This window comes from Bradyrhizobium sp., from assembly GCF_027307225.1.
In the GTDB taxonomy this organism is placed as follows: Bacteria; Pseudomonadota; Alphaproteobacteria; order Rhizobiales; family Xanthobacteraceae; genus Bradyrhizobium.
The window spans coordinates 56,330-82,344 of record NZ_DAHUXJ010000078.1; the positions used below are offsets into that span (position 1 = coordinate 56,330).

At 62.0% G+C, this 26,015-nt stretch carries 24 protein-coding genes; 14 read left to right on the top strand and 10 right to left on the bottom strand.

The genetic code is table 11. The features are described 5' to 3' along the window. The first annotated feature begins 74 nt into the window (after window positions 1-74). A complete protein-coding gene (gene alaS / locus M6D32_RS13555) occupies window positions 75-2,789 on the top strand; it encodes an alanine--tRNA ligase (protein WP_298256918.1) in 2,715 nt (904 codons plus the stop codon). 6 nt (window positions 2,790-2,795) lie between these two features. Next, window positions 2,796-3,278 (top strand): GNAT family N-acetyltransferase, encoded by a 483-nt coding sequence (locus tag M6D32_RS13560; protein ID WP_298256920.1) that lies wholly within the window; start codon window positions 2,796-2,798, stop codon window positions 3,276-3,278. 233 nt (window positions 3,279-3,511) lie between these two features. On the opposite strand, the gene ilvD is transcribed toward M6D32_RS13560, so the two are convergent. The 5 genes from ilvD to M6D32_RS13585 form a co-directional block, all read right to left on the bottom strand. Next, on the bottom strand, window positions 3,512-5,353 hold the full coding sequence (ilvD, locus tag M6D32_RS13565) for a dihydroxy-acid dehydratase (protein WP_298256922.1): 1,842 nt from the start codon (window positions 5,351-5,353) through the stop codon (window positions 3,512-3,514). A 147-nt stretch (window positions 5,354-5,500) separates the two neighbouring features. After that, the gene (locus M6D32_RS13570) at window positions 5,501-5,971 is read right to left on the bottom strand and encodes a DUF3455 domain-containing protein (protein WP_298257067.1); all 471 of its coding nucleotides are present in this window, start codon (window positions 5,969-5,971) and stop codon (window positions 5,501-5,503) included. 37 nt (window positions 5,972-6,008) lie between these two features. Next, entirely contained in the window at window positions 6,009-7,220 is a 1,212-nt protein-coding gene (locus M6D32_RS13575) for an NADP-dependent isocitrate dehydrogenase (protein ID WP_298256924.1), read from the bottom strand. 273 nt (window positions 7,221-7,493) lie between these two features. Next, window positions 7,494-9,221 (bottom strand): alpha/beta fold hydrolase, encoded by a 1,728-nt coding sequence (locus M6D32_RS13580; protein ID WP_298256926.1) that lies wholly within the window; start codon window positions 9,219-9,221, stop codon window positions 7,494-7,496. A 388-nt stretch (window positions 9,222-9,609) separates the two neighbouring features. Beyond that, on the bottom strand, window positions 9,610-9,786 hold the full coding sequence (locus M6D32_RS13585; protein WP_298256928.1) for a hypothetical protein: 177 nt from the start codon (window positions 9,784-9,786) through the stop codon (window positions 9,610-9,612). Window positions 9,787-10,184: 398 nt separating this feature from the next. Between M6D32_RS13585 and M6D32_RS13590 the strand changes: the two genes are divergently transcribed. Both M6D32_RS13590 and M6D32_RS13595 read left to right on the top strand, forming a co-directional pair. After that, on the top strand, window positions 10,185-10,469 hold the full coding sequence (locus M6D32_RS13590; RefSeq protein WP_298256930.1) for a hypothetical protein: 285 nt from the start codon (window positions 10,185-10,187) through the stop codon (window positions 10,467-10,469). Window positions 10,470-11,165: 696 nt separating this feature from the next. After that, window positions 11,166-12,359: a TrmJ/YjtD family RNA methyltransferase gene (locus M6D32_RS13595; RefSeq protein ID WP_298256932.1), complete on the top strand. Its 1,194-nt coding sequence runs from the start codon at window positions 11,166-11,168 to the stop codon at window positions 12,357-12,359. A gap of 135 nt (window positions 12,360-12,494) precedes the next feature. On the opposite strand, the gene M6D32_RS13600 is transcribed toward M6D32_RS13595, so the two are convergent. After that, entirely contained in the window at window positions 12,495-12,812 is a 318-nt protein-coding gene (locus M6D32_RS13600) for a DUF1476 domain-containing protein (protein ID WP_298256934.1), read from the bottom strand. 307 nt (window positions 12,813-13,119) lie between these two features. On the opposite strand from M6D32_RS13600, the gene purC reads away from it, so the two are divergent. The 4 genes from purC to purL all read left to right on the top strand — a co-directional run bounded on the left by purC (window position 13,120) and on the right by purL (window position 17,404). Then, window positions 13,120-13,887 (top strand): phosphoribosylaminoimidazolesuccinocarboxamide synthase, encoded by a 768-nt coding sequence (purC, locus tag M6D32_RS13605; protein ID WP_156898738.1) that lies wholly within the window; start codon window positions 13,120-13,122, stop codon window positions 13,885-13,887. Between the two features lie 10 nt (window positions 13,888-13,897). Continuing rightward, a complete protein-coding gene (gene purS / locus M6D32_RS13610; RefSeq protein ID WP_298256937.1) occupies window positions 13,898-14,140 on the top strand; it encodes a phosphoribosylformylglycinamidine synthase subunit PurS in 243 nt (80 codons plus the stop codon). A 341-nt stretch (window positions 14,141-14,481) separates the two neighbouring features. Further along, on the top strand, window positions 14,482-15,186 hold the full coding sequence (gene purQ, locus M6D32_RS13615) for a phosphoribosylformylglycinamidine synthase subunit PurQ (RefSeq protein ID WP_298256939.1): 705 nt from the start codon (window positions 14,482-14,484) through the stop codon (window positions 15,184-15,186). A 7-nt stretch (window positions 15,187-15,193) separates the two neighbouring features. Then, window positions 15,194-17,404, top strand: coding sequence for a phosphoribosylformylglycinamidine synthase subunit PurL (gene purL / locus M6D32_RS13620; protein ID WP_298256941.1), 2,211 nt, complete (start codon window positions 15,194-15,196; stop codon window positions 17,402-17,404). Between the two features lie 2 nt (window positions 17,405-17,406). Here the strand turns inward: purL and M6D32_RS13625 are convergent, their stop codons facing one another. Beyond that, entirely contained in the window at window positions 17,407-18,609 is a 1,203-nt protein-coding gene (locus M6D32_RS13625; protein ID WP_298256944.1) for an acyltransferase, read from the bottom strand. A 255-nt stretch (window positions 18,610-18,864) separates the two neighbouring features. On the opposite strand from M6D32_RS13625, the gene M6D32_RS13630 reads away from it, so the two are divergent. Then, complete coding sequence (locus tag M6D32_RS13630; RefSeq protein WP_298256945.1) at window positions 18,865-19,038, top strand: DUF1328 domain-containing protein; 174 nt, start codon at window positions 18,865-18,867, stop codon at window positions 19,036-19,038. A gap of 22 nt (window positions 19,039-19,060) precedes the next feature. Here the strand turns inward: M6D32_RS13630 and M6D32_RS13635 are convergent, their stop codons facing one another. Beyond that, the gene (locus M6D32_RS13635; protein ID WP_298256947.1) at window positions 19,061-19,420 is read right to left on the bottom strand and encodes a DUF427 domain-containing protein; all 360 of its coding nucleotides are present in this window, start codon (window positions 19,418-19,420) and stop codon (window positions 19,061-19,063) included. Window positions 19,421-19,571: 151 nt separating this feature from the next. Between M6D32_RS13635 and M6D32_RS13640 the strand changes: the two genes are divergently transcribed. Together M6D32_RS13640 and M6D32_RS13645 are read left to right on the top strand one after the other, a co-directional pair. After that, the gene (locus M6D32_RS13640) at window positions 19,572-19,805 is read left to right on the top strand and encodes a BolA family transcriptional regulator (protein ID WP_298256949.1); all 234 of its coding nucleotides are present in this window, start codon (window positions 19,572-19,574) and stop codon (window positions 19,803-19,805) included. A 55-nt stretch (window positions 19,806-19,860) separates the two neighbouring features. Then, window positions 19,861-21,066, top strand: coding sequence for a low temperature requirement protein A (locus M6D32_RS13645; protein ID WP_298257069.1), 1,206 nt, complete (start codon window positions 19,861-19,863; stop codon window positions 21,064-21,066). Window positions 21,067-21,069: 3 nt separating this feature from the next. Here M6D32_RS13645 and egtD read toward each other — a convergent pair whose 3' ends face one another. Together egtD and egtB are read right to left on the bottom strand one after the other, a co-directional pair. After that, a complete protein-coding gene (gene egtD / locus M6D32_RS13650) occupies window positions 21,070-22,041 on the bottom strand; it encodes an L-histidine N(alpha)-methyltransferase (protein ID WP_298256951.1) in 972 nt (323 codons plus the stop codon). Between the two features lie 210 nt (window positions 22,042-22,251). Continuing rightward, window positions 22,252-23,478: an ergothioneine biosynthesis protein EgtB gene (gene egtB / locus M6D32_RS13655; protein WP_298257070.1), complete on the bottom strand. Its 1,227-nt coding sequence runs from the start codon at window positions 23,476-23,478 to the stop codon at window positions 22,252-22,254. A gap of 337 nt (window positions 23,479-23,815) precedes the next feature. Here egtB and grxD point away from each other — a divergent pair, with 337 nt between their 5' ends. From grxD to M6D32_RS13670, 3 genes are read left to right on the top strand one after another with little or no spacing between them, the layout of a single operon-like run. Beyond that, window positions 23,816-24,148, top strand: a complete 333-nt coding sequence (gene grxD, locus M6D32_RS13660) for a Grx4 family monothiol glutaredoxin (protein ID WP_298256953.1) — start codon at window positions 23,816-23,818, stop codon at window positions 24,146-24,148. After that, a complete protein-coding gene (locus M6D32_RS13665) occupies window positions 24,148-24,690 on the top strand; it encodes an O-acetyl-ADP-ribose deacetylase (RefSeq protein WP_298256955.1) in 543 nt (180 codons plus the stop codon). The genes grxD and M6D32_RS13665 overlap by 1 nt, the downstream gene beginning before the upstream one ends. Window positions 24,691-24,736: 46 nt before the next feature. Continuing rightward, complete coding sequence (locus tag M6D32_RS13670; protein WP_298256957.1) at window positions 24,737-26,014, top strand: serine hydrolase domain-containing protein; 1,278 nt, start codon at window positions 24,737-24,739, stop codon at window positions 26,012-26,014. The last annotated feature ends 1 nt before the right edge of the window (window position 26,015 follow it).

The following is a 26,015-nucleotide window of genomic DNA, read 5'->3' on the forward strand; positions in this document are numbered from 1 at the left end:
TTTCTGGACACGGCTTTCCCCCTTGTCTAAAAGCGTTCTCGCCGAGTTCCCGAACAAATTCGCGATTGGACCCTATGAGCGGCGTTAACGAAATCAGGTCGACTTTCCTTAAATTCTTCGCCGACAACGGCCACGAAATCGTGTCGTCGTCGCCGCTCGTGCCACGCAACGACCCGACGTTGATGTTCACCAATGCCGGCATGGTGCAGTTCAAGAACGTCTTCACCGGCGTCGAGAAGCGGCACTATCAGCGCGCCACCACCTCGCAGAAATGCGTGCGCGCCGGCGGCAAACACAACGACCTCGACAATGTCGGTTACACCGCGCGCCATCTGACCTTCTTCGAGATGCTCGGCAATTTCTCGTTCGGCGACTACTTCAAGGAGCGCGCGATCGAGCTCGCCTGGAAGCTGATCACCAAGGAATTCGCCCTGAAGAAAGACAAGCTGCTCGTCACCGTCTACCACACCGACGACGACGCGGCGGCGCTGTGGAAGAAGATCGCGGGCTTCACCGACGATCGCATCATCCGGATTCCGACCTCGGACAATTTCTGGGCGATGGGCGATACCGGTCCTTGCGGTCCCTGCTCGGAGATCTTCATCGACCGCGGCGAGCATATCTGGGGCGGTCCTCCCGGCAGCCCGGAAGAGGATGGCGACCGCTTCCTCGAATTCTGGAATCTCGTCTTCATGCAGTTCGAGCAGGTGACGCCCGAGCAACGCCTCGACTTGCCGCGTCCCTCGATCGATACCGGCATGGGGCTCGAGCGCATGGCCTCGATCCTGCAAGGCGTCGAAAGCGTGTTCGAGACCGATACGTTCCGTCACCTGGTTGAGGCAGCGGCGTCCGCGCTGGGCCAAGGTCCGGGCAAGGACAACATCGCCTCCTACCGGGTGATCGCCGATCACCTGCGTGCCTCGTCGTTCCTGATCTCGGACGGTGTGCTGCCCTCGAACGAAGGCCGCGGCTATGTGCTGCGGCGGATCATGCGCCGGGCGATGCGCCATGCGCAGCTTCTGGGCGCAAGCGAGCCGCTGATGCATCGCCTGGTCTGGGCGCTGGTGCGCGAAATGGGCCAGGCCTATCCGGAACTGGTGCGCGCCGAAAAGATGATTGAGGAAACACTGCAGCAGGAAGAGACCCGCTTCCGCAAGACGCTGGACCGGGGACTGGCGATCCTCGACGAGAAGAGCGCGGGTCTGAAGAAGGGCGACATGTTCGACGGCGACACGGCCTTCACGCTCTACGATACCTACGGTTTCCCGCTGGATCTGACGCAGGACGCGTTGAGGTCGCGCGGCATCGGCGTCGATCTGGTATCGTTTGACGATGCGATGGAACGCCAGCGTCAAAAGGCGCGCGCATCGTGGGTCGGAAGCGGCGATACCGCCAGCGAAGCGATCTGGTTCCCGCTGCGCGAGAAACTCGGCGCCACTGAATTCCTGGGCTACGAGACCGAAACCGCAGAAGGCGTGGTCGGCGCGCTGGTGAGGGACGGCGCGGCGGTCGATCAGCTCAAGCCAGGGGAGAGCGGCGCGATCGTGTTGAACCAGACACCGTTCTATGCCGAGTCCGGCGGTCAGGTCGGCGACCTCGGCGTGATGCTAGGGGAGGGCGTCCGCGTCCGCGTCACCGACACGCAAAAGAAAGCAGGCGATCTCTTCGTTCACCTCGGCACTGTCGAGCAGGGTACGCTGAAAGCCGGCATGGCGTTACAGCTCGATGTCGATCATGGCAGGCGTTCGTCGATCCGCGCGCATCATTCGGCAACGCACATCCTGCACGAGGCGCTCCGCCAGGTGCTCGGCGACCACATCGCCCAGCGCGGTTCGCTGGTCGCACCCGACCGGCTCCGCTTCGACTTCGTACACCAGAAGCCGATCACGCCGGAAGAACTCGCCCGTGTCGAGGACATCGCCAACAACGTGGTGCTCGAGAACGACGAGGTCACCACGCGCCTGATGGGCGTGGACGAGGCCCGCGAAGCCGGCGCCCGCGCATTGTTCGGCGAAAAATATGGCGACGAGGTCCGCGTGGTCTCGATGGGCAAAACTGCGCGCGAGCACGGCCAGAACGCACTTGGCTGGTCGGTCGAGCTGTGCGGCGGCACGCATGTCAGGCGCACCGGCGATATCGGGCTGATCTCGGTGACATCAGAAAGCGCGGTGGCTTCCGGCGTTCGCCGCATCGAAGCGCTGACCGGAAATTACGCGCGCAAGCACGCCAACGACGCCATGCAACTGGCGAAGAATGCGGCCTCTGAGCTGCGTGCTCCGCTGGAAGAAATGCCGGCGCGCATCGCAGCGCTGATGGACGAGCGCAAGAAGCTTGAGCGCGAATTGTCGGATGCGCGCAAGAAGCTCGCGATGGGCGGCGGCGTTACGGGTACCTTTTTGACTTCCGAAGCGCCTGACACGGCGGATTTTCGAGGACAGGTTGGAGACGGGATAATACTTGTTGGAGAAGTTAGGTTTTTCCGACGCTCTGTTAGCGGAATCGAAATGAAGGACCTCAAGAGCCTCGCGGATGAAGGAAAAAGGTTGGTTGGGTCCGGAGTTGTCGCGATTGTAAATACTGCTGGCGACGGCAAGGCCGGCGTCGTCGTCGGCGTCACGTCCGATCTCACCGCGCGCTATAACGCGGTCGATCTTGTGCGCGTGGCGTCCGAGGCGCTTGGCGGCAAGGGCGGCGGCGGCCGGCCCGACATGGCGCAGGCCGGCGGTCCCGACGGTGCCAAGGCGAATGCCGCGCTCGCTGCGATCGAAAAGGCCATGGCGGGGGCGTGACTTGTCGTGCTGACCATCAGGCGCGCCGCACCGGATGATGCGCAGGCAATCGGCGCCGTGTTCGACGCGGCCGTGCGCGAGGGATGGAAGTATCTCGGCGAGCTTGCGGCGCGGCCCATGTTTCCGCCGCAAGAATGGGACGAAGAGGTTGCCAAGCACGCGCCGCCGAATGCGCTGCTGGTTGCGACAAATGAGGCGGATCGTTTGATCGGCTTCGTTGCCGTGCACCCCCCTGAGGGGGAAATGTACCTGCTGTTCGTGCATCCCGATCACGCCGGCCGCGGCGTCGGCAGGGCGTTGCTGGAAGCAGCGCACGAGATACTTCGCTCAGCAGGCTGCCGCGAAGCCTATCTCTACACCCACGAGCAGAACGAGCGGGCGATTGCCGTCTACGAGGCCGCCGGATATCGACGTGACGGTACGGTACGCGAGTCCGAATTTCGTGGTGTCCATCAACGAGAGCCGCGACTGGTGAAGACGCTGAGTTGAGTTTGAAGCGGCGGGGTATGGGGCTTCTTACCTTCTCCCCTTGCGGGAGAAGGTGGCGCGGACGTTCGTCCGCGCCGGATGAGGGGTCTCGATCCGCGAATTTCTTACTTTGATGGAGCGTCGCTGGTGGAGGCAAACCCCTCACCCGAGCGTGTCGATGTCCACCATCGAACTGCCCTCTCCCGCAAGGGGAGAGGGCTCAACGACTGGCAGCGCGGCTGTTATATCCCGGATCAATCCTTCACCACACGTACCGCGCCGCGGGCGGCGCTGGTGGTGAGCGCCGCATAGGCCTTCAGCGCGGTTGAAACCTTGCGGGCGCGCTTGGCCGGCTTCCAGGCGTTCTTGCCCTTGGCCAGCATCGCTTCGCGGCGGCGCTTCAACTCGGCCTCATTGACCGCGAGGTTGATCGAGCGCGAGGGGATGTCGATCTCGATGATGTCGCCGTCCTGCACAAGACCGATCAGGCCGCCTTCCGCCGCTTCGGGCGAGACGTGGCCGATCGAAAGTCCTGACGAGCCGCCCGAGAAGCGGCCGTCGGTGACGAGCGCACAGGCTTTGCCGAGGCCCTTCGACTTCAGGTAGCTGGTCGGATAGAGCATCTCCTGCATGCCCGGTCCGCCGCGCGGGCCTTCATAGATAATGACGACGATGTCGCCGGCCTTGATCTTGTTGGTGAGGATCGCCTCCACCGCGGCATCCTGGCTTTCCAGCACGCGCGCCGGGCCGGAAAACTTCAGGATGCTGGCATCGACGCCAGCGGTCTTCACGATGCAGCCGTCGACGGCGAGATTGCCATGGAGCACGGCAAGACCGCCGTCTTTGGAATAGGCGTGTTCGGCGCTGCGGATGCAGCCTGAGGTGCGATCGAGGTCGAGCTCCTCGAACCGCTTGTTCTGGCTGAACGCCTCCTGCGTCGGCACGTTGCCGGGCGCGGCCAGATAGAACTTGCGCACGCTTTCGCTCCTGGTGCGGGTGATGTCCCAGCGCTCCAGCGCCGCCGCCAGCGATTTCGAATGCACGCTCGGCAGGTCGGAATGGATAAGGCCGGCGCGATCCAGTTCGCCCATGATCGCCAGCACGCCGCCGGCACGGTGAACGTCTTCCAGATGCACGTCGGCGACAGAGGGCGCGACCTTGCAAAGCACCGGGACTTTCCGCGACAGGCGATCGATGTCCTTCATCGTGAAGGGCACTTCGCCCTCATGGGCGGCGGCGAGCAGATGCAGCACGGTGTTGGTCGAGCCGCCCATGGCGATATCGAGGCTCATGGCGTTCTCGAACGCCTTGAAGTTCGCGACGTTGCGCGGCAGCACGCTGGCGTCGTCCTGCTCGTAATAGCGCCGGGCGAGATCGACGATCAGATGGCCGGCCTCGACGAACAGGCCCCTGCGGTCGGCATGGGTCGCCAGCACCGAGCCGTTGCCGGGCAGCGACAGGCCAAGCGCCTCGGTCAGGCAGTTCATGGAATTGGCGGTGAACATGCCCGAGCAGGAGCCGCAGGTCGGGCAGGCCGAGCGTTCGATCACCTCGACCTCGGCGTCGCTGACGGTGTCGTCGGCGGCGGCCACCATGGCGTCGATCAGGTCGACCGAGCGGGCCTTGCCCTTGATGTTGACCTTGCCGGACTCCATCGGTCCGCCGGAGACGAACACGGTCGGGATGTTCAGCCGCAGCGCGGCCATCAGCATGCCGGGCGTGATCTTGTCGCAATTGGAGATGCAGACCAGTGCGTCGGCGCAATGGGCGTTGACCATGTATTCGACGCTGTCGGCGATCAGCTCGCGTGAGGGCAGGCTGTAGAGCATGCCGTCATGGCCCATGGCGATGCCGTCGTCGACCGCGATGGTATTGAATTCCTTGGCGACGCCGCCGGCGTTCTCGATCTCGCGCGCCACCAGTTGCCCGAGATCCTTCAGATGCACGTGGCCGGGCACGAACTGGGTGAATGAATTCGCGATCGCGATGATGGGCTTGCCGAAGTCCTCGTTCTTCATGCCCGTGGCGCGCCACAGGCCCCGGGCGCCTGCCATGTTGCGGCCGTGGGTGGTGGTGCGGGAACGATAGGCGGGCATGGATTCCTCCTGGGGGTGTCGCGTTCCCCGGATGCTGCGCAGCGCTCTTGCGGTGCGCTGCTGATCCGGGGTCCACGCAATGTCGTTGGTTCCCGGCGTCTCGCGTAGCGGCATTACATGCCGCTACGCGTCCGGGACACGAGAGAGTTAGCTGTTCTTCAGGAACACGTATTCCGCGGAGTAGGGTGCCGATTTGAAGGTGCCGGCCTTGTCGCAAGCTCCTTCGAGCTTGCCGCCTTTGGTGTTGATCCGCTGCACCGTGGTGACGCCCGACAGCACGCCCTTGCCGTGCGAAGCCGTGACTTGCAGCTTCAGCCAGGGAATGTCGTTCGCTGTGGCGGCGGGCGCGCTGCCGGCGGACTTGGCGGTGACAGAGCTGCCGTCGACGTGCTCCCACGTTGGGCCGGCATAGTGCCGGCCGACCGTCTTGCCATCGACCAACAGGCTCGCGATCGGTTCACGAAATGCCCAGGCGAGCTTGCCGTCGGCGGTGGCCTTGCATTCGTAGACCTGTGCGCCCTCGGCATGGGCAGTGAGGATCACGGTTTCTCCCGGCGCCGCGATGGCGTCAGGAAGCTTCGTCTCAGCCCGCGCGCTCACATCCAGACCAGAGAGCAGGAGGAGGGCAAGAGCGGCTTTTCGGATTCCCGACACGTTACGCCATCGCCTTGGTGAGGTTGTCGGCGACCTTATCGAGGAAACCGTTGGTCGAGAGCCAGCGCTGGTCGGCGCCGACGAGCAGCGCAAGATCCTTGGTCATGAAGCCGGCTTCAACCGTGTCGACGCAGACCTTCTCGAGCGTGGAAGCGAACTTCGCCAGCTGCGCATTGTTGTCGAGCTTGGCGCGGTGCGACAGGCCGCGCGTCCAGGCGAAGATCGAGGCGATCGAATTGGTCGAGGTCTCCTTGCCCTTCTGGTGCTCGCGGTAGTGGCGGGTCACCGTGCCGTGGGCGGCTTCGGCTTCCACCGTCTTGCCGTCGGGGGTGAGCAACACGGAGGTCATCAGGCCGAGCGAGCCGTAACCCTGCGCCACGGTGTCGGACTGCACGTCGCCGTCGTAGTTCTTGCACGCCCAGACATAGCCGCCGGACCACTTCAACGCAGCCGCGACCATGTCGTCGATCAGGCGGTGCTCGTAAGTGAGCTTCCTGGCCTCGAAATCCTTCTTGAACTCGCGGTCGTAGACGTCCTGGAAGATGTCCTTGAAGCGGCCGTCATACACTTTCAGGATGGTGTTCTTGGTCGAGAGATAGACCGGGTAGTTGCGCATCAGGCCATAGTTGAGGGAAGCGCGTGCGAAATCGACGATGGAGTCGTCGAGATTGTACATTCCCATGGCAACGCCGGAGCCCGGCGTCTTGAAGACTTCCTTCTCGATTACCGAGCCGTCCTCGCCGACGAATTTCATCGTCAGCGTGCCCTTGCCGGGAAACTTGAAGTCGGTAGCACGGTACTGGTCGCCATAGGCGTGGCGGCCGATGATGATCGGCTTGGTCCAGCCGGGCACCAGCCGCGGCACGTTCTTGCAGATGATGGGTTCGCGGAAAATGCAGCCGCCGAGAATGTTGCGGATGGTGCCGTTGGGGGACTTGTACATCTCCTTCAGGCCGAATTCCTTCACCCGTGCCTCGTCCGGGGTGATGGTGGCGCATTTGACGCCGACGCCGACCTTCTTGATGGCATTGGCAGCATCGACGGTGACCTGGTCGTTGGTCTTGTCGCGGTATTCCATTCCAAGATCGAAATACATCAGGTCGATGTCGAGGAACGGATGGATCAGCTTGTCCTTGATGTACTGCCAGATGATCCGGGTCATCTCGTCGCCATCGAGTTCGACGACGGGGTTGGTCACCTTGATTTTTGCCATGGGGGGCCTTTTTGGAATCGCGCGTGAGAGCGGAATTGATTTGCCCCCGCGCTATAGCACCGCGCGAGCGGCTGTAAAAGCTGAGCCGCTATGCAGGTTTGAGCCCGTCTTTGGGAGGTCTTATCCCTCCCCCCACGAGCGTAAGCGAGTGGTGGGGAGGGTCGATGCGAGTGAAGCGAGCATCGGGGTGGGGGGCGTGAAAAAAGCCCCCACCCGACCATCGCTTTCGCGATGGCCACCCTCCCCACGCGTTCCGCGGGGGTGGGATGAGAGTCAAAACGCCGCCTGGGTGGCGGTGCCGGCCACCACATACCAGGTGACGAACAGGCCGCAGATCAGGGCGCCCGGCAGGCTCGAACCGGTGCGCCGCCAGGTGAAGGTCGCGATAACAGCGACAATCGCCAGCAGCGGCACGAACTGGATCGCCACGATCGTCGACAGCGGCACGAAGCCGGGATCGGGGATCGGGTTGAACAGTTTTCCCGACAGCCACAGCGTCAGGTATTGCGCGCCGACCAGCACGATGAAGCCAAGCGTCATGGCCAGGATATTGGTCAGATAAAGCGCGCCGCGCGAGGCGCCGACCGTGGAGAAATTGCGGTGCAGGACATGCAGCGCGATCACGAAAAACGCCGTAATCGGCAGGAGATAGATCAGGAAGATCAGGAATTGCTTCGCGCTCATCAGTTTCAGGGCGACAATCCAGAAACGGAAGTCGGTCGTGAAAATGAGGCCGGACAGCCAGAGCGCGGCGTAGCCGGCCACGACCGTGATCAGCGCGATCAGGACCGACGGTCCGATGATCCCGGCCCGCCGCGCGCGTTTCGGCGCAAAGGGCATCAAAGCGAGCGCGATCAGGCCATTGATCGCGGCCCAGACCAGGATCTGGTTGGTGATGCCCTGCGGCAGGAAGCGCGAGGGGGCGACGAAAGTGCCGCCCAGCGCGAACGCCGGATAATAAGTCAGCGCCGGGATGAAGGCCGATAGCAGCAGGGCGGCGAGCCACCGGCCACCCGTGGTGGACGTTTCCTTCTGCACGAAACCATCGGCCGGCTGCGGCAGCCTCAGGCGAGCGAAAGCCGGCGCTTCGACGAGCCCGTCAAACATTCCGAGCAGCAGGGCAACAAAGCCGATCGCCGCGATCAGCGTGCCCAGTTCTTTCCGGAACCAGATCTGGTCGCTGGAGGGACGCGGCGTTCCACCCTTCAAGGTCCGCGCAAACCAATCGAGGCTGTAGCCGATGGCTTCCTTCGAGATATGTTCGGCCGGATGGGTCATCGCGGGCGCATACAAGACGCGCGCGGTGCCCTGCGCGACATCGCCATATTGCTTGCCGGGTTCGACCGCGCCTTGCGTGCCGAACAACGCCCAGAGTTTCGGGCTTTGCATGACGTCACGGGCGCGCTCGACGCCCCACATCAGGGTCGAGAATTCTTCATACTGTGCGAAAACCAGCGCCATATTGCGGGGCCAGGACGTCGTTCCTTCGGCGGCGAAGGGTTTGCCCGTGGACGAGCCCTCCAGCACCATCGATCTGTAGTCGTTGGGCATCGCAGCGGCGGCGGCCAGCACCGTCCAGCCGCCCATCGAATGACCCTCGAGCCCGATATTGTCCTTGTCGACAAACGGAAGACCGCGCAGATAGGCAAGACCGTCGGGGCCGCCGAATCCGTTGGCGAAGGCCGGAGGGTCGCTGTAGCCATGGCCGGTCTGGTCGAGCGCCAGCACGACATAACCGCGGCGGGCGAATTCGATGGCAAAGCCGTCCTGGGTTTCGCGCGAATTGATATAGCCGTGAACCGCGAGAATGCCGGGCGCCGGGAGTTGGGGCGTTGCGTTCGGCGGAATATAAAGAAGGGCGCTCATGGTGTTGCCCTTGACGCCGGTGAACCTGATATCGCGGACTTGAATGCCGCCGGAGGTTTGCGTGAAGTGTGCCAGCGCACCGCCCGCTAAAATCAAAACCAATCCGATAATCGCCAGAGTCCATCTGCGATGCATGGCCGCCCTCCCTTGAATCTTCCCCGATCGTTGAACGATCCCGATCTTTGATGCGTCGGGTGCGTTTTTATTTCGGGAGAGAGCCTAGCCGAAAGCAAAACGCGCGCAAGCGACGTTGTGGCATTCCACATTGCGGCTCAGACAAAAAAAGTGGATCGGCCGGCTCAAGAAATTTCGCCAAGCGAAATGTGAAGCGATCAAGACTCTCTCGCGTCGTCATTCCGGGGCGCGTCGAAAGACGCGAACCCGGAATCCATCGTACCGCACGAATGGTGGAGAAATGGATTCCGGGCCTGCTCCTTCCGCGCAAAACAGCTTCGCTATTTTGTCGCGACGGCGCATCCCGGAATGACAGATCGAGCAGCCGATGGCTCGACGGGGGCGCGGCTTACGTCCGAAACAGCGCGAAGTAGATCACGTACAGCCAGCCCAAAATGCCGTCGATGATCGCCCAGAGGATCGAATGGTTGTTGGCGTACGATATCGCGATGGCAAGAGCGCTGCCAAAGCCAACGCCATACTTCGCACCCTCTAGTCGAATTCCGTAGTAGCGATTTCCGTTCATGTTGCTGCCCTCTCAGCCAAGGTGGGTATTCATAAACTTCGGTCATGTCGGCTTCGCGCCATTTAGCAGGCACCCGCGGCTGGTTGATGTCCGCTTTGCCCTGAAATGACAACACGTCCGTTCCCCGGATGCTGCGCAACGCCTTAAGCGCGTTCACGCGCGTCGTGGACGCGCTATGGTGTTGCGCTGCTGATCCGGGGTCCATATTCCCCCATCTCTGTATTAGGTCCCGGATCTGCGTCGCATCACAAGAGATGCTGCGCCGCGTCCGGGACACGCGATCGAGCAAGACAGGGGAACACCAGATAGTTTCCCTCAAACTCAAAAAGAATCCGCATCGGTTCCGGCAACGACCTCTTTTCGCGGATGTTGAACCTCCTGTTGAAAGGAGCAGTCTCATGCGGAAAATCATCTTGACGCTTGCAGCTATAGCGGCTGTCGGAACTGCGGCTGTTGCGCCAGCAGAGGCCCGTGGCCTCGGCAGAGGCGCTGCGATTGGTGCCGGCATTGCGGCCGGTGCAATAGGCGCCGCAGCGGCGGGCGCGGCTTACAATAATGGCTATGGCTACGATTATGGCTATGCCTCTGGCGACGGATATTACGCCGACCCCGGCTATGGTTATTACGATGACGGACCGGCCGTCTATCATCGCCGGGTCTATCGCCACTACGACAACTGGTAAGACGGAAGAGCCCGGCTTCGGCCGGGCTTTTCTTTGTTTGGCGCAGTGGCAGCCGGGTCACCGGGCCACAGATCGCTTGACAGGTTTCTCCGCAACCCAGGTGATTTGCCCGTCGTGTTAATCTGTCGCAGGCATTTTCGCTTGCGTCGTCGGGCAAATCATTTTTAGAAGCCTCGCCGTCTCGCGCCCCTGGATTGAGGGGCGTTTCGCGATCGTCACTGAACGTTGGGCGCGGGATGCGATGGACGCGATGCGTGCGCCTGACGAGAGCGCGTTTCGCGGACGGCCAAGCCGTGTGGTCCTGATATCTCGACGCTGATATCAACCCACGACAACGCTTCGCGTTGCGCCGGGGATGGTGACAAGAAAGCCCGATCACCAGGGAGAGCCCGGAGGAAGCCGTAAAACCATCGCGCGGGGAATGCCGGAATGTTCGGCGTACCTGTGGTGGACTTATCTGCGTGCTTTCATTCTTTGCACGTGGAGCTATGGGTGCGAAAAACACCCGGCATTCCCTGCCCCCTCTCACTTCGGAGGGACCTGTTCTTGAAAACTCGGGCCGCATGCGGACCGCGAGACGGCGGCGCATGTGTGGAATTGGCTTGGATTATCAGGGCATCCGTCATAACGACTACCTGATTCACCCGCCCCGCTGGTCGGGAGGGGAGCTGTCTTCCGATTTGAAAAGAAGCGTTGATGTCCGGCACCGATAAAACCAAGGCGGGCCTCGAGCTTGCCGGCCCCGTCGTCATTCTGGTCGAGCCGCAGCTCGGCGAGAATATCGGCATGGCTGCGCGCGCGATGGGTAATTTCGCGCTTGATCGGCTTCGCATCGTCAATCCGCGTGACGGCTGGCCGAACGTTGCCGCGCAACGCGCCGCGGCCGGCGCCGACCACATCCTGGGCAGCGCCGAACTGTTCGAGACGGTTGAAGCGGCTGTGGCCGATTGTTCGCTGTTGTTTGCGACCACCGCCCGCGCCCACGATCAGGCCAAGCCGGTGGTCGGGCCGGAAGCGGCGGCCGCCGAGATGGTCGGCCAGATCAACGCCAGCGGCACGGTTGGTATTCTCTTCGGCCGCGAGCGCTGGGGGCTCACCAACGAGGAGGTCGGGCTTTCCAACCGCATCATCACCTTCCCGGTGAATCCAGGCTTTGCCTCGCTCAATTTGGCGCAGGCGGTGCTGCTGGTCGGTTATGAATGGTTCAAACTGTCGACCGCAGGCTCCTTGCCGTTTGCGATGCCCGAGCGCTCCGAGCCGGCGTCGCAGCATCAGATGCAGGCCTTCTTCGACAATCTCGTGCGCGAACTCGACAAGGTCGAGTTTTTGCGGCCCGCCGAGAAGCGCGACACCATGCTCGTCAACCTGCGCAACATCTTCACAAGGATGGAGCCGACCAAGCAGGACATGCATACGCTGCACGGCGTGGTGATGGCGATTGCGGAGGGACGCAAAGGCCCGGCCAAAGGCGGCGTGCTCGATGGGGAGCAGGCGACGCGGCTGCGCGCGCTGCTGGCCGAGCAGGGGCAGGGCGGCGCCGTTTCCGATGGCAGTGGCACCGTGCGGGGGCTGGCGCGCCTGTTACGGCGCAATCCGACCGATGCCGAGCGCATCCTGTGGCAGGCGCTGACGCGCGACCGCCGTTTTGCCGGCCAGTTCAAGCGGCAGACACCGGTGGGCCGCCAGATCCCCGACTTTGTCTCGTTCGTGCACCGCATCGCAATCGAGCTGACCAATCCGCAGGAAACCGAGGTCATCATGAAGGACCGTGCTGAGCGGCGGAGTTGGCTTGAGGAGCGCGACTATCAGGTGCTCGATATCGCGGTCGCCGACGTCGAACGCGATCTGGAGGCCGAACTTGAGCGGCTCCAGCGGCTTTTGCCGATCTAACGGCGCGCCTTTTTCTTTTGGATTCCGAAATCAGGCAGAGGTGCTCATTGTCGGCGCCATCCTTGGCCAGATGAAGCTGACCAGGCCGCAGGCCGCCAACGAGGGGTAGAGGGACGAATAGCGGATAAGGAGCGCTTACACGCCCGCCTTCACCTGAACGATGGCCTGTGCCAGCAGTTCGATCATTTGCGCGCGGACGGCGTCCTCGGTGACGCCCTTCGCCGCCAGATCGCTGGTGACCCTGGCGATGACGGCCCTCTCGCCACCTTCCGCAAAGGCGCCCGCGACCGCCTCACGGGCGTAAGCCGTGGCTGCATCGCCCGCGAGGCCCAGTTTCCCGGCGGCCCACAGGCCGAGCAGGCGGTTGCGGCGGGCTTCCGCCTTGAACTTCAGTTCCTCGTCGATGGCGAATTTCTTCTCAAAGCCTTCCTCGCGCTTGTCGAAGGTGGTCATGGCAAAAGTTCCTCCGCGTACGGCCGTTTCGGCCTCATTGCGGCGGGAAGGCCGCATGCCTAAATAATACTGTGAATTCAGAAGGTCACGTGCCGCAAAGCCGCGGCTTAAACACGGTAAAACTGGCCCCTCCGAGGGCCGCATCGGATTGTACTGGAAAGACCAATCGGATAGGTTCGATTCTAGGCTTGGTTCTCGTTCTGTTTCTTTGTCCCTGGCCTTCACGGCAGCTCCGTCGTGGGTCGTCCCCTTCTTGGCATCCGGAGCACCCAAATTCATGGATTTCAACAACACACGGTACATCCCAATGAGCCGTCGACGCCGCATCTATGAAGGCAAGGCCAAGGTCCTTTATGAAGGGCCGGAGCCGGGAACGCTGATCCAGCACTTCAAGGACGATGCGACCGCGTTCAACAAACAGAAGCATCAGGTGATCGAGGGCAAGGGCGTCCTCAACAACCGGATTTCGGAGTACCTGTTTCAGCACCTCAACGACATCGGGGTGCCGACCCATTTCATCCGCCGTCTCAACATGCGCGAGCAGCTCATTCGTGAGGTGGAGATCGTGCCGCTGGAGGTGGTGGTGCGGAACGTCGCGGCCGGATCGCTGTCGCAGCGGCTCGGCATCGAGGAAGGTACCCAGCTGCCGCGCTCGATCATCGAATTCTATTACAAGAACGACCAGCTCAACGACCCCATGGTCTCCGAGGAGCACATCACGGCGTTCGGCTGGGCCACGCCGCAGGAGATCGACGACATCATGGCGCTGGCCATTCGCGTCAATGATTTCCTCACCGGGCTGTTTCTCGGCATCGGAATCCGTCTGGTCGATTTCAAGATGGAATGCGGCCGTTTGTTCGAGAACGAGATGATGCGGATCATCGTGGCCGACGAGATCTCCCCGGATTCGTGCCGGCTGTGGGATATCAAGTCGAACGAGAAGCTCGACAAGGATCGCTTCCGCCGGGATCTCGGCGGTCTGCTCGAGGCGTATACGGAAGTGGCCAAGCGCCTGGGCATCCTGATGGAGAACGAGCGGCCGGCGGGATCAGGCCCCGTGCTGGTGAAGGGATAAGGGAAATCTCGTGAAGGCGCGCGTCACTGTCACGTTGAAGTCGGGCATTCTCGATCCGCAAGGCAAGGCCATCGAAGGTGCGCTGAAATCGCTCGGCGTCGATGGCGTCGCCAGCGTCCGCCAGGGCAAGGTGTTCGACATCGAGCTCGCCGGTGGCGACAAGGCGAAGGCGGAAGCTGTCTTGAAAGAAGCCGCTGACAAGCTTCTCGCCAACACCGTGATCGAGAATTACCGCGTCGAAGTTTTGAGTTAGATCTTCTCCCTCTCCCCTTGTGGGCTAAGGCGTGCACACATCATGAAAAGCGACTCAAATACAGAGACTTAGATGATCCTTGGTTTTGGAAGCGCCTTTATGTCCGTCGTGCAGGGACCATTGATAAGATTCGCGTTTTCTTACTTGGCGATCGTCGATTAAAAGATGTGTGCACGCCTTAGCCCCTTGTGGGAGAGGGTGGCGAGCGGAGCGAGCCGGGTGAGGGGTTCGCACGTTTCGTCTTAAAGCAAACCCCTCACCCGGTCCTCATTGCCGTAGACGGCATTTCGGACCACCCTTTCCCACAAGGGGAGAGGGGAAGGAAGCAGGTTCTTCTGAGCATGAAATCCGCCGTTCTCGTCTTTCCCGGAATCAATCGCGAGCGCGATATGGCGCGCGCCCTGAAGCTCGCCTCCGGAAACGAAACCGCGATGGTCTGGCACGCCGAGACTTCGCTGCCCAAAGGCACCGACCTTGTGGTGGTGCCGGGCGGCTTTTCCTATGGCGATTATCTGCGCTGCGGCGCGATTGCGGCGCGTGCGCCTGTGATGGACGCCGTGCGCGACTTCGCCGCCAGTGGCGGCCTTGTGCTCGGCGTCTGCAACGGCTTTCAGATCCTCTGCGAGGCAGGCCTGTTGCCGGGCGTGTTGATGCGCAACGCGCGGCTGAAGTTCATCTGCAAGGACGTGCACCTGCGCGTCGAGCGTTCGGATTCGCCGTTTACCCGCGGCTACAATGCCGGGCAGGTCATTCGCGTGCCGGTCGCCCATGGCGAAGGCAATTACGAGGCCGATGAAGAGACGCTGAAGCGGCTCGAAGGCGAGGGGCGGGTGCTCTATCGGTATTGCTCCGAAGATGGCGCCATCGACGAGCCTGCCAACATCAACGGCGCGGCGCATTCGATCGCGGGCGTCGTCAACGAACGCGGGAACGTGCTCGGCATGATGCCGCATCCGGAAAACCATGTCGAAGACATCATGGGCTGCACTGACGGCCGCGGCCTGTTTGCCGGTCTCGTCGCTCATCATTTGAATCGGGCGGCCTGATCGTCCGATGGCTACCAACGAACCGCACATCACGCCCGAACTCATCGCTGCGCACGGCCTCAAGCCGGACGAGTATGAGCGCATCCTGAAATTGATCGGCCGTGTGCCGACCTTCACCGAACTCGGCATCTTCTCGGCGATGTGGAACGAGCATTGTTCGTATAAATCTTCGCGCATCCATCTGCGGGGCCTGCCGACCAAGGCGCCTTGGGTGATCCAGGGGCCGGGCGAGAACGCCGGTGTCATCGATATCGGCGATGGCCAGGCCGTGGTGTTCAAGATGGAGAGCCACAATCACCCAAGCTACATCGAGCCTTATCAGGGCGCGACCACCGGCGTGGGCGGTATCCTGCGCGACGTCTTCACCATGGGCGCGCGGCCCATTGCCTGCCTCAACGCGCTATCGTTTGGCGCGCCTGAGCATCCGAAGACGCGCCATCTGGTGTCTGGCGTGGTCGCCGGCGTCGGCGGCTATGGCAATTCGTTCGGCGTGCCGACGGTCGGCGGGCAGGTGCGTTTCCACACCCGCTACGACGGCAACATTCTCGTCAACGCGATGGCAGTCGGCCTCGCCGACACTGACAAGATTTTCTACGCGGCCGCCTCCGGCGTGAACATGCCGATCGTCTATCTCGGCTCCAAGACGGGGCGCGACGGCATTCACGGCGCGTCGATGGCGTCAGCCGAATTCGACGACGACTCCGCCGAGAAGCGCCCGACCGTGCAGGTTGGCGATCCCTTTGCCGAAAAGCTGTTGCTGGAAGCCTGCCTCGAAATCATGGCGGCGGATTGCGTGATCGCGATCCAGGACATGGGCGCGGCGGGGCTCACCTGTTCGGCGGTCGAGATGGGCGCCAAGGGCGATCTCGGCGTCGACCTTGATCTCGATGCGGTGCCGACGCGCGAAACCGGCATGAGCGCCTATGAGATGATGCTCTCGGAAAGCCAGGAGCGCATGCTCATGGTGCTCAAGCCAGAAAAGGAAAAAGAGGCCGAGGCGATCTTCCGCAAATGGGGGCTCGATTTCGCCGTGGTCGGCTACACCACGCCGACGAAGCGTTTTCGCGTGAAGCACGGCGGCGACATCATGGCCGACCTGCCGATCAAGGAACTCGGCGACGAAGCGCCGCTTTACGACCGGCCGCATGTGGCGCAGTCCGCAAAGCCGGTGATTGCTGCGCGCGAGGTGAAGCCGCCCATGGGCATCGCGCAGGCACTCGCGAAGCTGATCGCGACGCCCGAACTCTGCTCGAAGCGCTGGGTCTGGGAGCAGTACGACCACGTCATTCTCGGCAATACCGTGCAGCGACCCGGCGGCGATGCCGCGGTGGTGCGTGTGCAGGACGGACCCAAGGGCCTTGCCCTCGCTGTCGACGTCACGCCACGCTATTGCGAGGCCGATCCGATCCAAGGCGGCAAGCAGGCGGTCGCCGAGGCCTGGCGCAACATCACCGCCGTCGGCGGACGGCCGCTCGCGATCACCGACAATCTGAATTTCGGCAATCCGGAACGGCCCGAAATCATGGGTCAGTTCGTCGGTTGTCTTAAAGGCATATCCGAAGCCTGCCGCGCGCTCGACTTCCCGGTCGTGTCCGGCAATGTCTCGCTCTACAACGAGACTAACGGCCGCGGCATCCTGCCGACGCCCTCGATCGGCGGCGTCGGTGTGCTCGATGATTTCACCAAGTCAGCCACGCTCGCCTTCAAGACCGGGGGTGAGGCAATTCTTCTGATCGGCGAAACCCAAGGCTGGCTTGGCCAGTCCGTCTACTTGCGCGAGGTCTGCGGCCGCGAAGACGGCGCCCCGCCGCCGGTCGACCTTTCGGCCGAAAAGCGCAATGGCGACGCCGTGCGCGGCATGATCCACGCCGGCACGGCGACCGCGGTGCACGACCTGTCCGACGGCGGTTTGTTGATCGCGCTGGCCGAGATGGCGATGGCAAGCGGTATCGGCGCGCAGCTATTGGCCGCGCCAGCGTCGATCGTGCCGCATGCGTTCTGGTTCGGTGAGGACCAGGCGCGCTATATCGTGACGCTCCCGGCCGATCAGGCGGGCCTGGTGCTGGCGAAGATGAAGGGCGCGCGCGTGCCCTGCGTTCGGATCGGCACCACCGGTGGCGACGCGATCCTCATTGCCGGCGAAGAAGCAGTGTCGGTGGCCTCGCTGAAGGATGATTTCGAAGCGTGGCTTCCGGCCTATATGGCGGGCCAAGCTTAAATCTACAGCACGTGCTTCACGCCGGGAATCCGGCGCAAGGCGAGCGTCGCACCCCAACTGATCGCAAGCGCCAGCACAAACACGAGCAGCGCTTTCAGGATCGCGGTCACTTGCGGTATCGGCGTCAGCGTGAAGCCGAATAGCAGGTATTGCAGCCAGAGCACCGGGACATAGTGGATCAGGAAAATCCCGAATGAGCTTTCGCGCAGCGGATCGAGGATGCTCGAGCCGCTATTGTCGAATCTCAGAAACAGCGCGAGCAGATTGACCGTTTGCGCCGCGCTGAAGCTCGCGAAAAGGAAGGCATGCACGTTGTCCCACCCCTGCGGCGGATTGTTGGGGTCGGGCAGGAATTCGCGCTTGTAAAAGATAAGCCCGATAAGTGCGGCATAGGTCACGATGGTGGCCGCAAGCCATAGCGGCCATCGCCGCGCCAGCGCGCCATCAGGGGATAGAAGGCTGCGATCACCGTGGACCGCGCCGATGCCGACGCCGACGAAGAAATAAAGCAGGTAGAGGAGAGCCCGGTCCGACTGGACCGCAAGCGGCCCCAGCGTGAACCATTGTGCGATCCCGTAATGATGATCGAGGGGTACGTAGACGACGACCGACGCGGCGAGAAACATGCAGAAGGCGTAAGTCGGATGTTCCAGTTTCGCGGTCGACACGCGTCCGAGGGCTTCGACAATGCCAGGCGCGACGAGATAGACCGCGGCCGCCAGCATGTCGAAGGCTAGCAATACGCCCAGGAACCAGATCGGGCCGCTCTCCCACGGTCCGACCGTCACCGTTTTCCACCAGAACGCGATGAAGCCTGCGCCCGGGCCCGAGTGGCGAAGCTCGACCGCGTAATAGGCTGATGGCATCAGCATCCCGGCGCCGATCGCAAACGGCAGGCCGAGACGCAACCAGCGTCCCCGCAGAAAATCGCTTACCCCCTTGCGTTGCAGGCTGGACCAGGTGAACAGCCCCGACAGCAGAAACATCGCAGCCATGAAGAAGCTGTCGTTGAAAGTCACGACCGCATCGAAAAGCAGAAACGACTGACGGTCGGTGTGGCCGTAATAGGTGTAGGGAATGACCGAGTGGTGGATCAGTACCAGCAGGATGATGAAACTACGGGCGCGGTCGAAGGCGGCGTTCCGCGCGCCCGTAACCGGCGCGGTCCTTTTGCCCTCCGCCACTGAACTGACAATAACCACCATCCGCGCACCCCGGTGCCAGATCGCGCAGATGTTGATTCGGATCAATCGATTCAACAAGGGGGCGGTGCAGCACAAAACCCCCATGAAAGAAGGTTGGCGCAGGGCTTCAAGGCCCCAACCGGGACATGCCAGGTTTTCTGAAAATCGAACGGGGTTCTGTGGCTGCAGTGCCCGCTTCCCGAAGGAACTTTGGTGAAAGGCCCGAAGTTAGACCGGCGAGACCGCCAGCCGGGCGGCTGACGGTGGAGGAATCCCATGACGCTTTTGAAGTGGGCGCTGATCTTCTTCGTGATATCCGTGATCGCCGGTATTCTTGGCTTCACGGGCATATCGGCGGCATCGGCCGACGTCGCCCGGTTTCTGTTCTATATATTCGTCGTGATTTTCCTGATCCTTTTGATCCTGGGTCTCACGATCTTTCGGGCTTAGCGGCGCCGGCCCTGTTCGGGGCCTACGGCACTTCCTCGATCTTCACCTTGTCGGGATAGAAGGCAAGGTGACCCGAGATTTGTTCCATGGCTGGAAACGGAGTCTCGTACGTCCAGATGGCGTCTGCGATGGTCTTTCCGTCGGCCTCGATGCTGAAGTAACTCGCGTCCCCTTTATAGGGGCAGTGCGTCACCCGTTCGCTGCGCTTGAGAAGCCCCATATTGGCGTCCTTGCGCGGCACGTAGTTCACCGCGGGATAGCTTGCTTCCTTCAGCGACAGTGCATTGCTCGTCTCGGCGATCACGACGCCGCCCGCGGTGACGCGCACGCGGCGCGGGTTTGCCGAGATCGTGATCGGATGGTCGGGGCCCGGTAATTTCATGGTTCTCCGCCTTTCAGCCCGCACAAATGGCCAGGCCTTGCTGTGATCGTTGATCGAATATAGTGCGAGAAGGCGTGACCCAGAAGGCCATTCGCGCTAAATTGGCGAAGGCCGAAGCAGGCCGCGCTCCGAGGAGAGGGAGAAATCTGGGATGCCGATGGACGCCCGCGATATCGAGTCGATGATCAAGGCTGCGATTCCTGATGCCAGCGTGACGATCCGGGATCTCGCCGGTGATGGCGATCATTACGCGGCCACTGTCATTTCGGAGTCGTTTCGCGGCAAGTCGCGCGTCCAGCAGCACCAGATCGTCTACCAATCGCTGAGGGGCCAGATGGGTGGCGTGCTCCACGCGCTCGCCCTGCAGACCGGCGTGCCGGAATAGTCCGGTCTGTCGGCGGGGGAATTTGCGCAAACGACGTTGAGGCTGAGCGGACGTGATACCGTCGGGCACCGAGCGCGGGCCGCTGTTTCGTCCCATTGTGCCGAACCAGCACAGCCGGGTCACCTACGCCGAACTGCTGTTCGACCTCGTGTTCGTGTTCGCGGTGACGCAGGTGTCTCACACCCTGCTCGCGCATTTCACTCCGCTCGGCGCCATACAGACCACCTTGCTGATGCTCAGTGTGTGGTGGGTCTGGGTCTACACCTCCTGGATCACCAACTGGCTCAACCCTGAACTCACGCCGATCCGCATCCTCCTGTTCCTGTTGATGCTGGGCGGCCTCGTGCTTTCCACCTCCATTCCGCTGGCCTTCGATTCGCGCGGGCTATGGTTTGCGATCGCCTATGCCGTGATGCAGGTCGGCCGCACCATCTTCTGGCTGTTATCGACGCCGCGGCAGCGCACGGCGGCGCGCATGAACGCTATCCGCATTCTGGTCTGGCTGTCGATTTCAGCGATCTTCTGGATCGCAGGCGGCGTAACGGAAGGGCAGACGCGGCTTGTGTTGTGGGCGGTGGCGCTCGCGATCGAGTACGTGTCGCCGGCAGTGCGGTTCTGGATTCCCAAGTACGGCGCATCGTCGGTGGCGGACTGGTACATCGAAGGCGGCCATCTGGCCGAGCGCTGCGCCGGCTTCATCATCATCGCGCTCGGTGAATCCATCGTCGTCACCGGCGCGACACTTGCCGATCTGAAATGGACCTCTGAGGTGATCGCCGCATTCCTGTCGTCGTTCGTGGCCGCATTGGCAATGTGGTGGCTTTATTTCCACAAGGGCGCGGAGGCCGGCTCCGAACTGATCTCGAATTCAAGTGAGCCCGGACGGCTGGCGCGGCTCGCCTATACCTACCTGCATCTGCCGATCGTCGCCGGCATCATTCTGTCTGCCGTCGCCGACGACGTCGTGCTGCTACATCCTGCCGGCCATTCCGATGTGAGGGTGGTGGTGAGCGCGGTCGGCGGCCCCATGCTGTTCCTGGTCGGCACGATCCTGTTCAAGCACGCCATTCGCGGCTGGCTTCAATTGTCCCACGGCGTCGGCATCATCGCGCTCGGCGCGCTGGGTTGGTTCGGCAACGAACTGTCGCCGCTCGTACTGTCGATTGCGACAACGCTCGTGATGGTGATCGTCGCAATCTGGGAATCGCTCTCATTGCGGTCGAGGGCTGCTGAGGCGCGGCCGGAGCAGGCCGCGCCTTAGAGCTCAGTCCGAAGCCACCAGCGCGTGAACCGAAAACATCCCGTTTCGATCCGTCCAGGTCTCGGTCAGCCTCCAGCCCGAGACCCGGGCGAGCAGGGCAAAGCGCTCGATCGAATACTTGTAGCTGTTCTCGGTGTGAATGCTCTCGCCGGGCCGGAACGAGAATTTCTGGCCGAGCACCTCGCAGGTCAAAGCTTTCTTGCTGATCAGATGCATCTCGATGCGATGGCGGTCGCGATTGTAGATCGCGCGATGAATGAATGCGCCGACATCGAAATCGCCCCCGAGCTCGCGGTTGATCCGATGGAGCACATTGAGATTGAAGCGCGCGGTCACGCCTGCCGTATCGTTATAGGCGTCGTACAGCGTTCGTTCATCCTTTTCGAGATCGACGCCGAGAATCATGCGCGCGTTTTTGCCGAGAATCGTGCGGGCCCCCTTCAGAAAGGTGCAGGCCTCGCCGGGCTCGAAATTGCCCAGCGTCGAGCCCGGGAAGAAGCCAACCTTCGGCATGCCGCGCACCGCCTCCGGCAGTTCGAACGGCGCCGTGAAATCGGCCGTGACGGGGTAGACGCCCAATCCGGGATAATCCGCGCGTAAAGCGCTGGCTTGTGCGCTCAGGAAGTCACCGGAGATGTCGACGGGAACATAGGCGCCGAGCCGGCATTCGCCCAGCAGCAGCCGCACCTTGGTGGTGGCGCCGGCGCCGAATTCGACTAGCGCCGCGCCTTCGGGAATGAACCCTGCGATCGCGCGACTGTGGTCGCGCAGGATCGAAAGCTCGGTGCGTGTCGGATAGTATTCCGGCAAGACGGTGATCTGCTCGAACAATTCGGACCCGGTCGCGTCGTAGAAATATTTCGGCGACAGCCGCTTCGGCGCCCGCGACAGATCGTCGATCACATCGCGCGCGAAGGCTGATGTCGGCTCATCGAGATGGTGCGTTTCGGCCAGAGCGGTGGCGTGCACATTCATGACAATCTCCCGGACGCGGGTTTTCTTGCGCGCTTGAAGTCGAAAGGCTAGTGCGGTGATTTGAAGTTCCGATCAGTTTCGCGGTGACCTCGTGATAGGAACTTCAAATTCCAAACCCGCACTAGAATCATATAATTGGCTAGTGCTCCTTTGATTCCGAAGTTCGTAAACGTGGAGCCGCAATATGATACGAACTTCGGAATCGGAGCACTAGGTAGCGTAGTCCGCGAGCCTCAGGCCCGTGAACTGCCAGCGGTGGTGCGGATAAAAGAAGTTGCGATAGGTGACACGGCTATGACCGTCCGGCGTCGCCAGCGATGAGCCGCGCAGCACCAGTTGGTTGACCATGAACTTGCCGTTGTATTCGCCGAGCGTGCCCTCGATGGCGCGATAACCGGGGTAAGGCGAATAGGAGCTGCGGGTCCACTGCCAGACAATGTCGAAGGCGTCGTTGAGAAGGCCCGCGCGGCCCGCAACTTCCCATTCCGTTTCGGTCGGCAGATGCTTGCCGCGCCAGCGCGCAAACGCGTCGGCCTCGTAATAGCTGACGTGACAGACCGGAGCGGCGGGATCGACCGGCTGTAATCCGGCCAGCGTCATGACGTGCCACTTGCCGTCGATCTCACGCCAATGGCCGGGCGCCTGCCACTGCTCGTTGGTTGCGGCGGCAAAGCCATCCATCAGCCAGAGCGTTGGCGTCGTGTAGCCGCCATCCGCCATGAAGGCGATCCATTCCGCGTTGGTGATGAGGTGGCGCGAGAGCCGCACCGGCCCCACCAGCGCGCGATGGGCCGGCTTTTCATTGTCGAAATGAAAGCTGTCGCCGGCATGGCCAATGCTGTGGATGCCCTCGTTGAGGTCGATCCAGTCGTCGCCCGCGCCGCTCGCGGCGGGGAAGCGCCATGACGGGTCATAGGCCGGGTAAATCGGATTCTGCGCAAAGGCATGCAGGATGTCGGTGAACATCAACTCCTGGTGTTGTTGCTCGTGATTGAGGCCGACCTCCATCAGCGGCGAGATTTCGGCCAGCTTTTTGTCATCCGCTTCATGAAGAAATCTCACCACTGCCGCATCGACATGGCGCCGATAGGCGGTGACTTCATCGGCGCTTGGCCTGGTCAGATCGCCACGGCGGCCACGGGCATGGCGCGGTCCGGCGCTGACGTAATAGGAATTGAACAGGAAGGCGTAGTCGGGATGGTAGGACTGGTAGCCCGGACTATGCTCGCCGAGCAGAAACTGCTCGAAAAACCACGTGGTATGTGCGCGATGCCATTTGGTGGGGCTCGCATCCGGCATGGACTGAATCAGCTGGTCCTCGGGGCTCAACGGCGCAGCGCGGCGTTCTGTCTCGTTTCGCACTGCAAGAAAGGCCTCGGTGAGGTCATCGGCGAGGCCTGATTCTTTGGAAAACAACGACGGGCGAGAGGCGGCAATGGCGGATACGGGCTTCGTCACTGGGGTCTCCGGGGTCGCAATAAGGAGAACGTCGGCCTCGAAGGGGCGTTCCTCGAGAACAGCCCGTCCTAGATAGGGGTTCCTATCTGGGAAAAAAGCCTCCGACCCCGGAGAAATACGGACCATCGGCGCGCCTTACCTGACCCCCGCTGCCCGAAGGTCCGGGGAAACCGTCCCGGCATGGCAGGTCCGACCGCCAAATTGCTTTGGGTGCACAATCGTTTGGGTTACATATATGGGAGTCGCGGGGCTATCAGGCGTGATGCCGGAAAGCCCGATCGGAGTGGGCGTTTCACCCGCCCAAGAGGAAGAGAATATGAGCATCGAGCAATTCATCGACAACGAAGTGAAGTCGAACGACGTGGTGCTGTTCATGAAGGGCACGCCACAGTTTCCGCAGTGTGGATTCTCTGGCCAAGTCGTGCAGATCCTCGACCACATCGGGGTCGGCTACAAAGGCCTCAACGTGCTGGAGTCCGCTGACCTTCGTAACGGCATCAAGACCTACTCGAACTGGCCAACCATTCCCCAGCTCTATGTGAAGGGCGAATTCGTCGGTGGCTGCGACATCATCCGCGAGATGTTCCAGGCCGGCGAATTGCAGCAGCTCTTTACCGACAAGGGCGTACCGGTTTCCACCGCCGCCTGATGCGCCAAATCGGCGGCTTGCGGCTCGAAGTCCTCGTCGCCGACATCACGACATTACGCGTCGATGCCATCGTCAACGCCGCCAACACGTCGCTGCTTGGCGGCGGTGGCGTCGATGGTGCTATCCACCGGGGCGCGGGGCCCCAGTTGCTGGATGAATGCCGAACACTCGGCGGCTGCGCGACCGGCGATGCCAAAATCACCAAAGCTTATCGGCTGGCCGCGAAGCATGTGATCCATGCGGTCGGGCCGGTGTGGAATGGCGGCAACCGTGGCGAGGACGAATTGCTCGCCTCCTGTTATGCCCGCGCCATTGCGCTTTGCGCTGAAAATAAGCTCACATCGGTTGCCGTTCCGGCGATTTCTACCGGCGTCTATCGATTTCCCGCCGATCGTGCGGCCCGGATCGCGGTTTCGACCACGGTCGACGCCGTGAAGTCGGCGCCATCGTTGCGACGCGTGATCTTCTGCTGCTTCTCGCGTGAGAGTGGGCGCCTGCACGAAGTGGCCTTGGCTGGTTTCGGCGAGCCTTGTGCCGATTGAAACGGCCGCTACACTTTTGCCCAAGGCGGCAGGCAGCGGGTAGATCATGACATTTCGAGGCATCGGCGCTCTGCGTTTTCATTTCGCGGCGCTCGTGCTTTTGCTGGTCGCGACCGCGGGCAGCATCGCGTCGGCGGAAACTCCGCTTACCGCTTCTCGCCGATTTTCGCAGGACGGCCTCGCGCATGTCCGCGACTACCTGACCAACGAGGTTGCGACCGGCAAGATTCCAGGCGCCGTGCTTTTAATTCAGCAGCATGGCCGGCAGGTTCTGTTCGAAACCTTCGGCGTGAAGGACGTCGAGACCCGGCGTCCGATGACAAAGGATGCGATCTTTCGGCTTTATTCGATGTCGAAGCCGGTCACGTCGGTCGCCGCCATGATGCTGGTCGATGACGGCAAGATGTCGCTCGACGATCCCCTGTCGAAGTTCATTCCCGCTTTCGCCGACACGAAGGTGGCCGTCGAGAAGCGTGACGCGAACGGCAAGGTTGAGTTGGCGACCGAGCCGCTGGCGCGCCCGATCAAAATCCTGGACCTTCTGCGCCAGACCTCCGGCATCACTTACGGGTTTTATGGCGATAGCGCCGTTCGGAAACTCTATGGTGCCGCTCGGCTGTACGCTGGCGATGTCGATAACGCACAGCTTGCCGAACGGATCGCGAAGCTGCCTCTCGCCGAGCAGCCCGGCACGTTGTGGGATTATGGGCATTCGACCGACATCCTCGGCCGCGTCATCGAGGTCATCTCCGGAAAATCGCTTTATGAATTCGACAAGGAGCGGCTGCTTGATCCCCTCGGCATGCCTGATACGGCTTTCAAGGTCGACGATTCTAAACGCTCGCGCATCGCGGAGCCGCTACCCGGCGATATCGCGTTGAGCACGATCAAAGGACTCGGCGATCCGGTTCGGCGGCGCCGCTGGCAATCGGGCGGGGGAGGGATGGTCGGGACGGCAGCCGATTACGCGCGCTTCGCGCAGATGCTGCTGAATGGCGGGACGCTCGACGGCAGACGGTATCTCAAACCCGAGACGGTCAATCTGATGACGTCAGATCTCGTGCCGCCGCAATCCGGGATCGCGCGCGACTACTATTACTTTCCGAGCGGCGACAGCGGCTTTGGGCTCGGCTTTGCCGTTCGAGTGGTTCAGGATCCGCTGCTGCCGACGGGAGAATATCGCTGGGACGGCGCCGGCGGCACGTTCTTCTTCGTCGATCCCAAGGATGACCTGTTTGCAGTCTGCATGATGCAGTCGCTTTCGCAACGCCAGCGTATTCAGATCGAATTGAAGAAGCTGATCTATCAGGCGTTGGAAAAGTAAC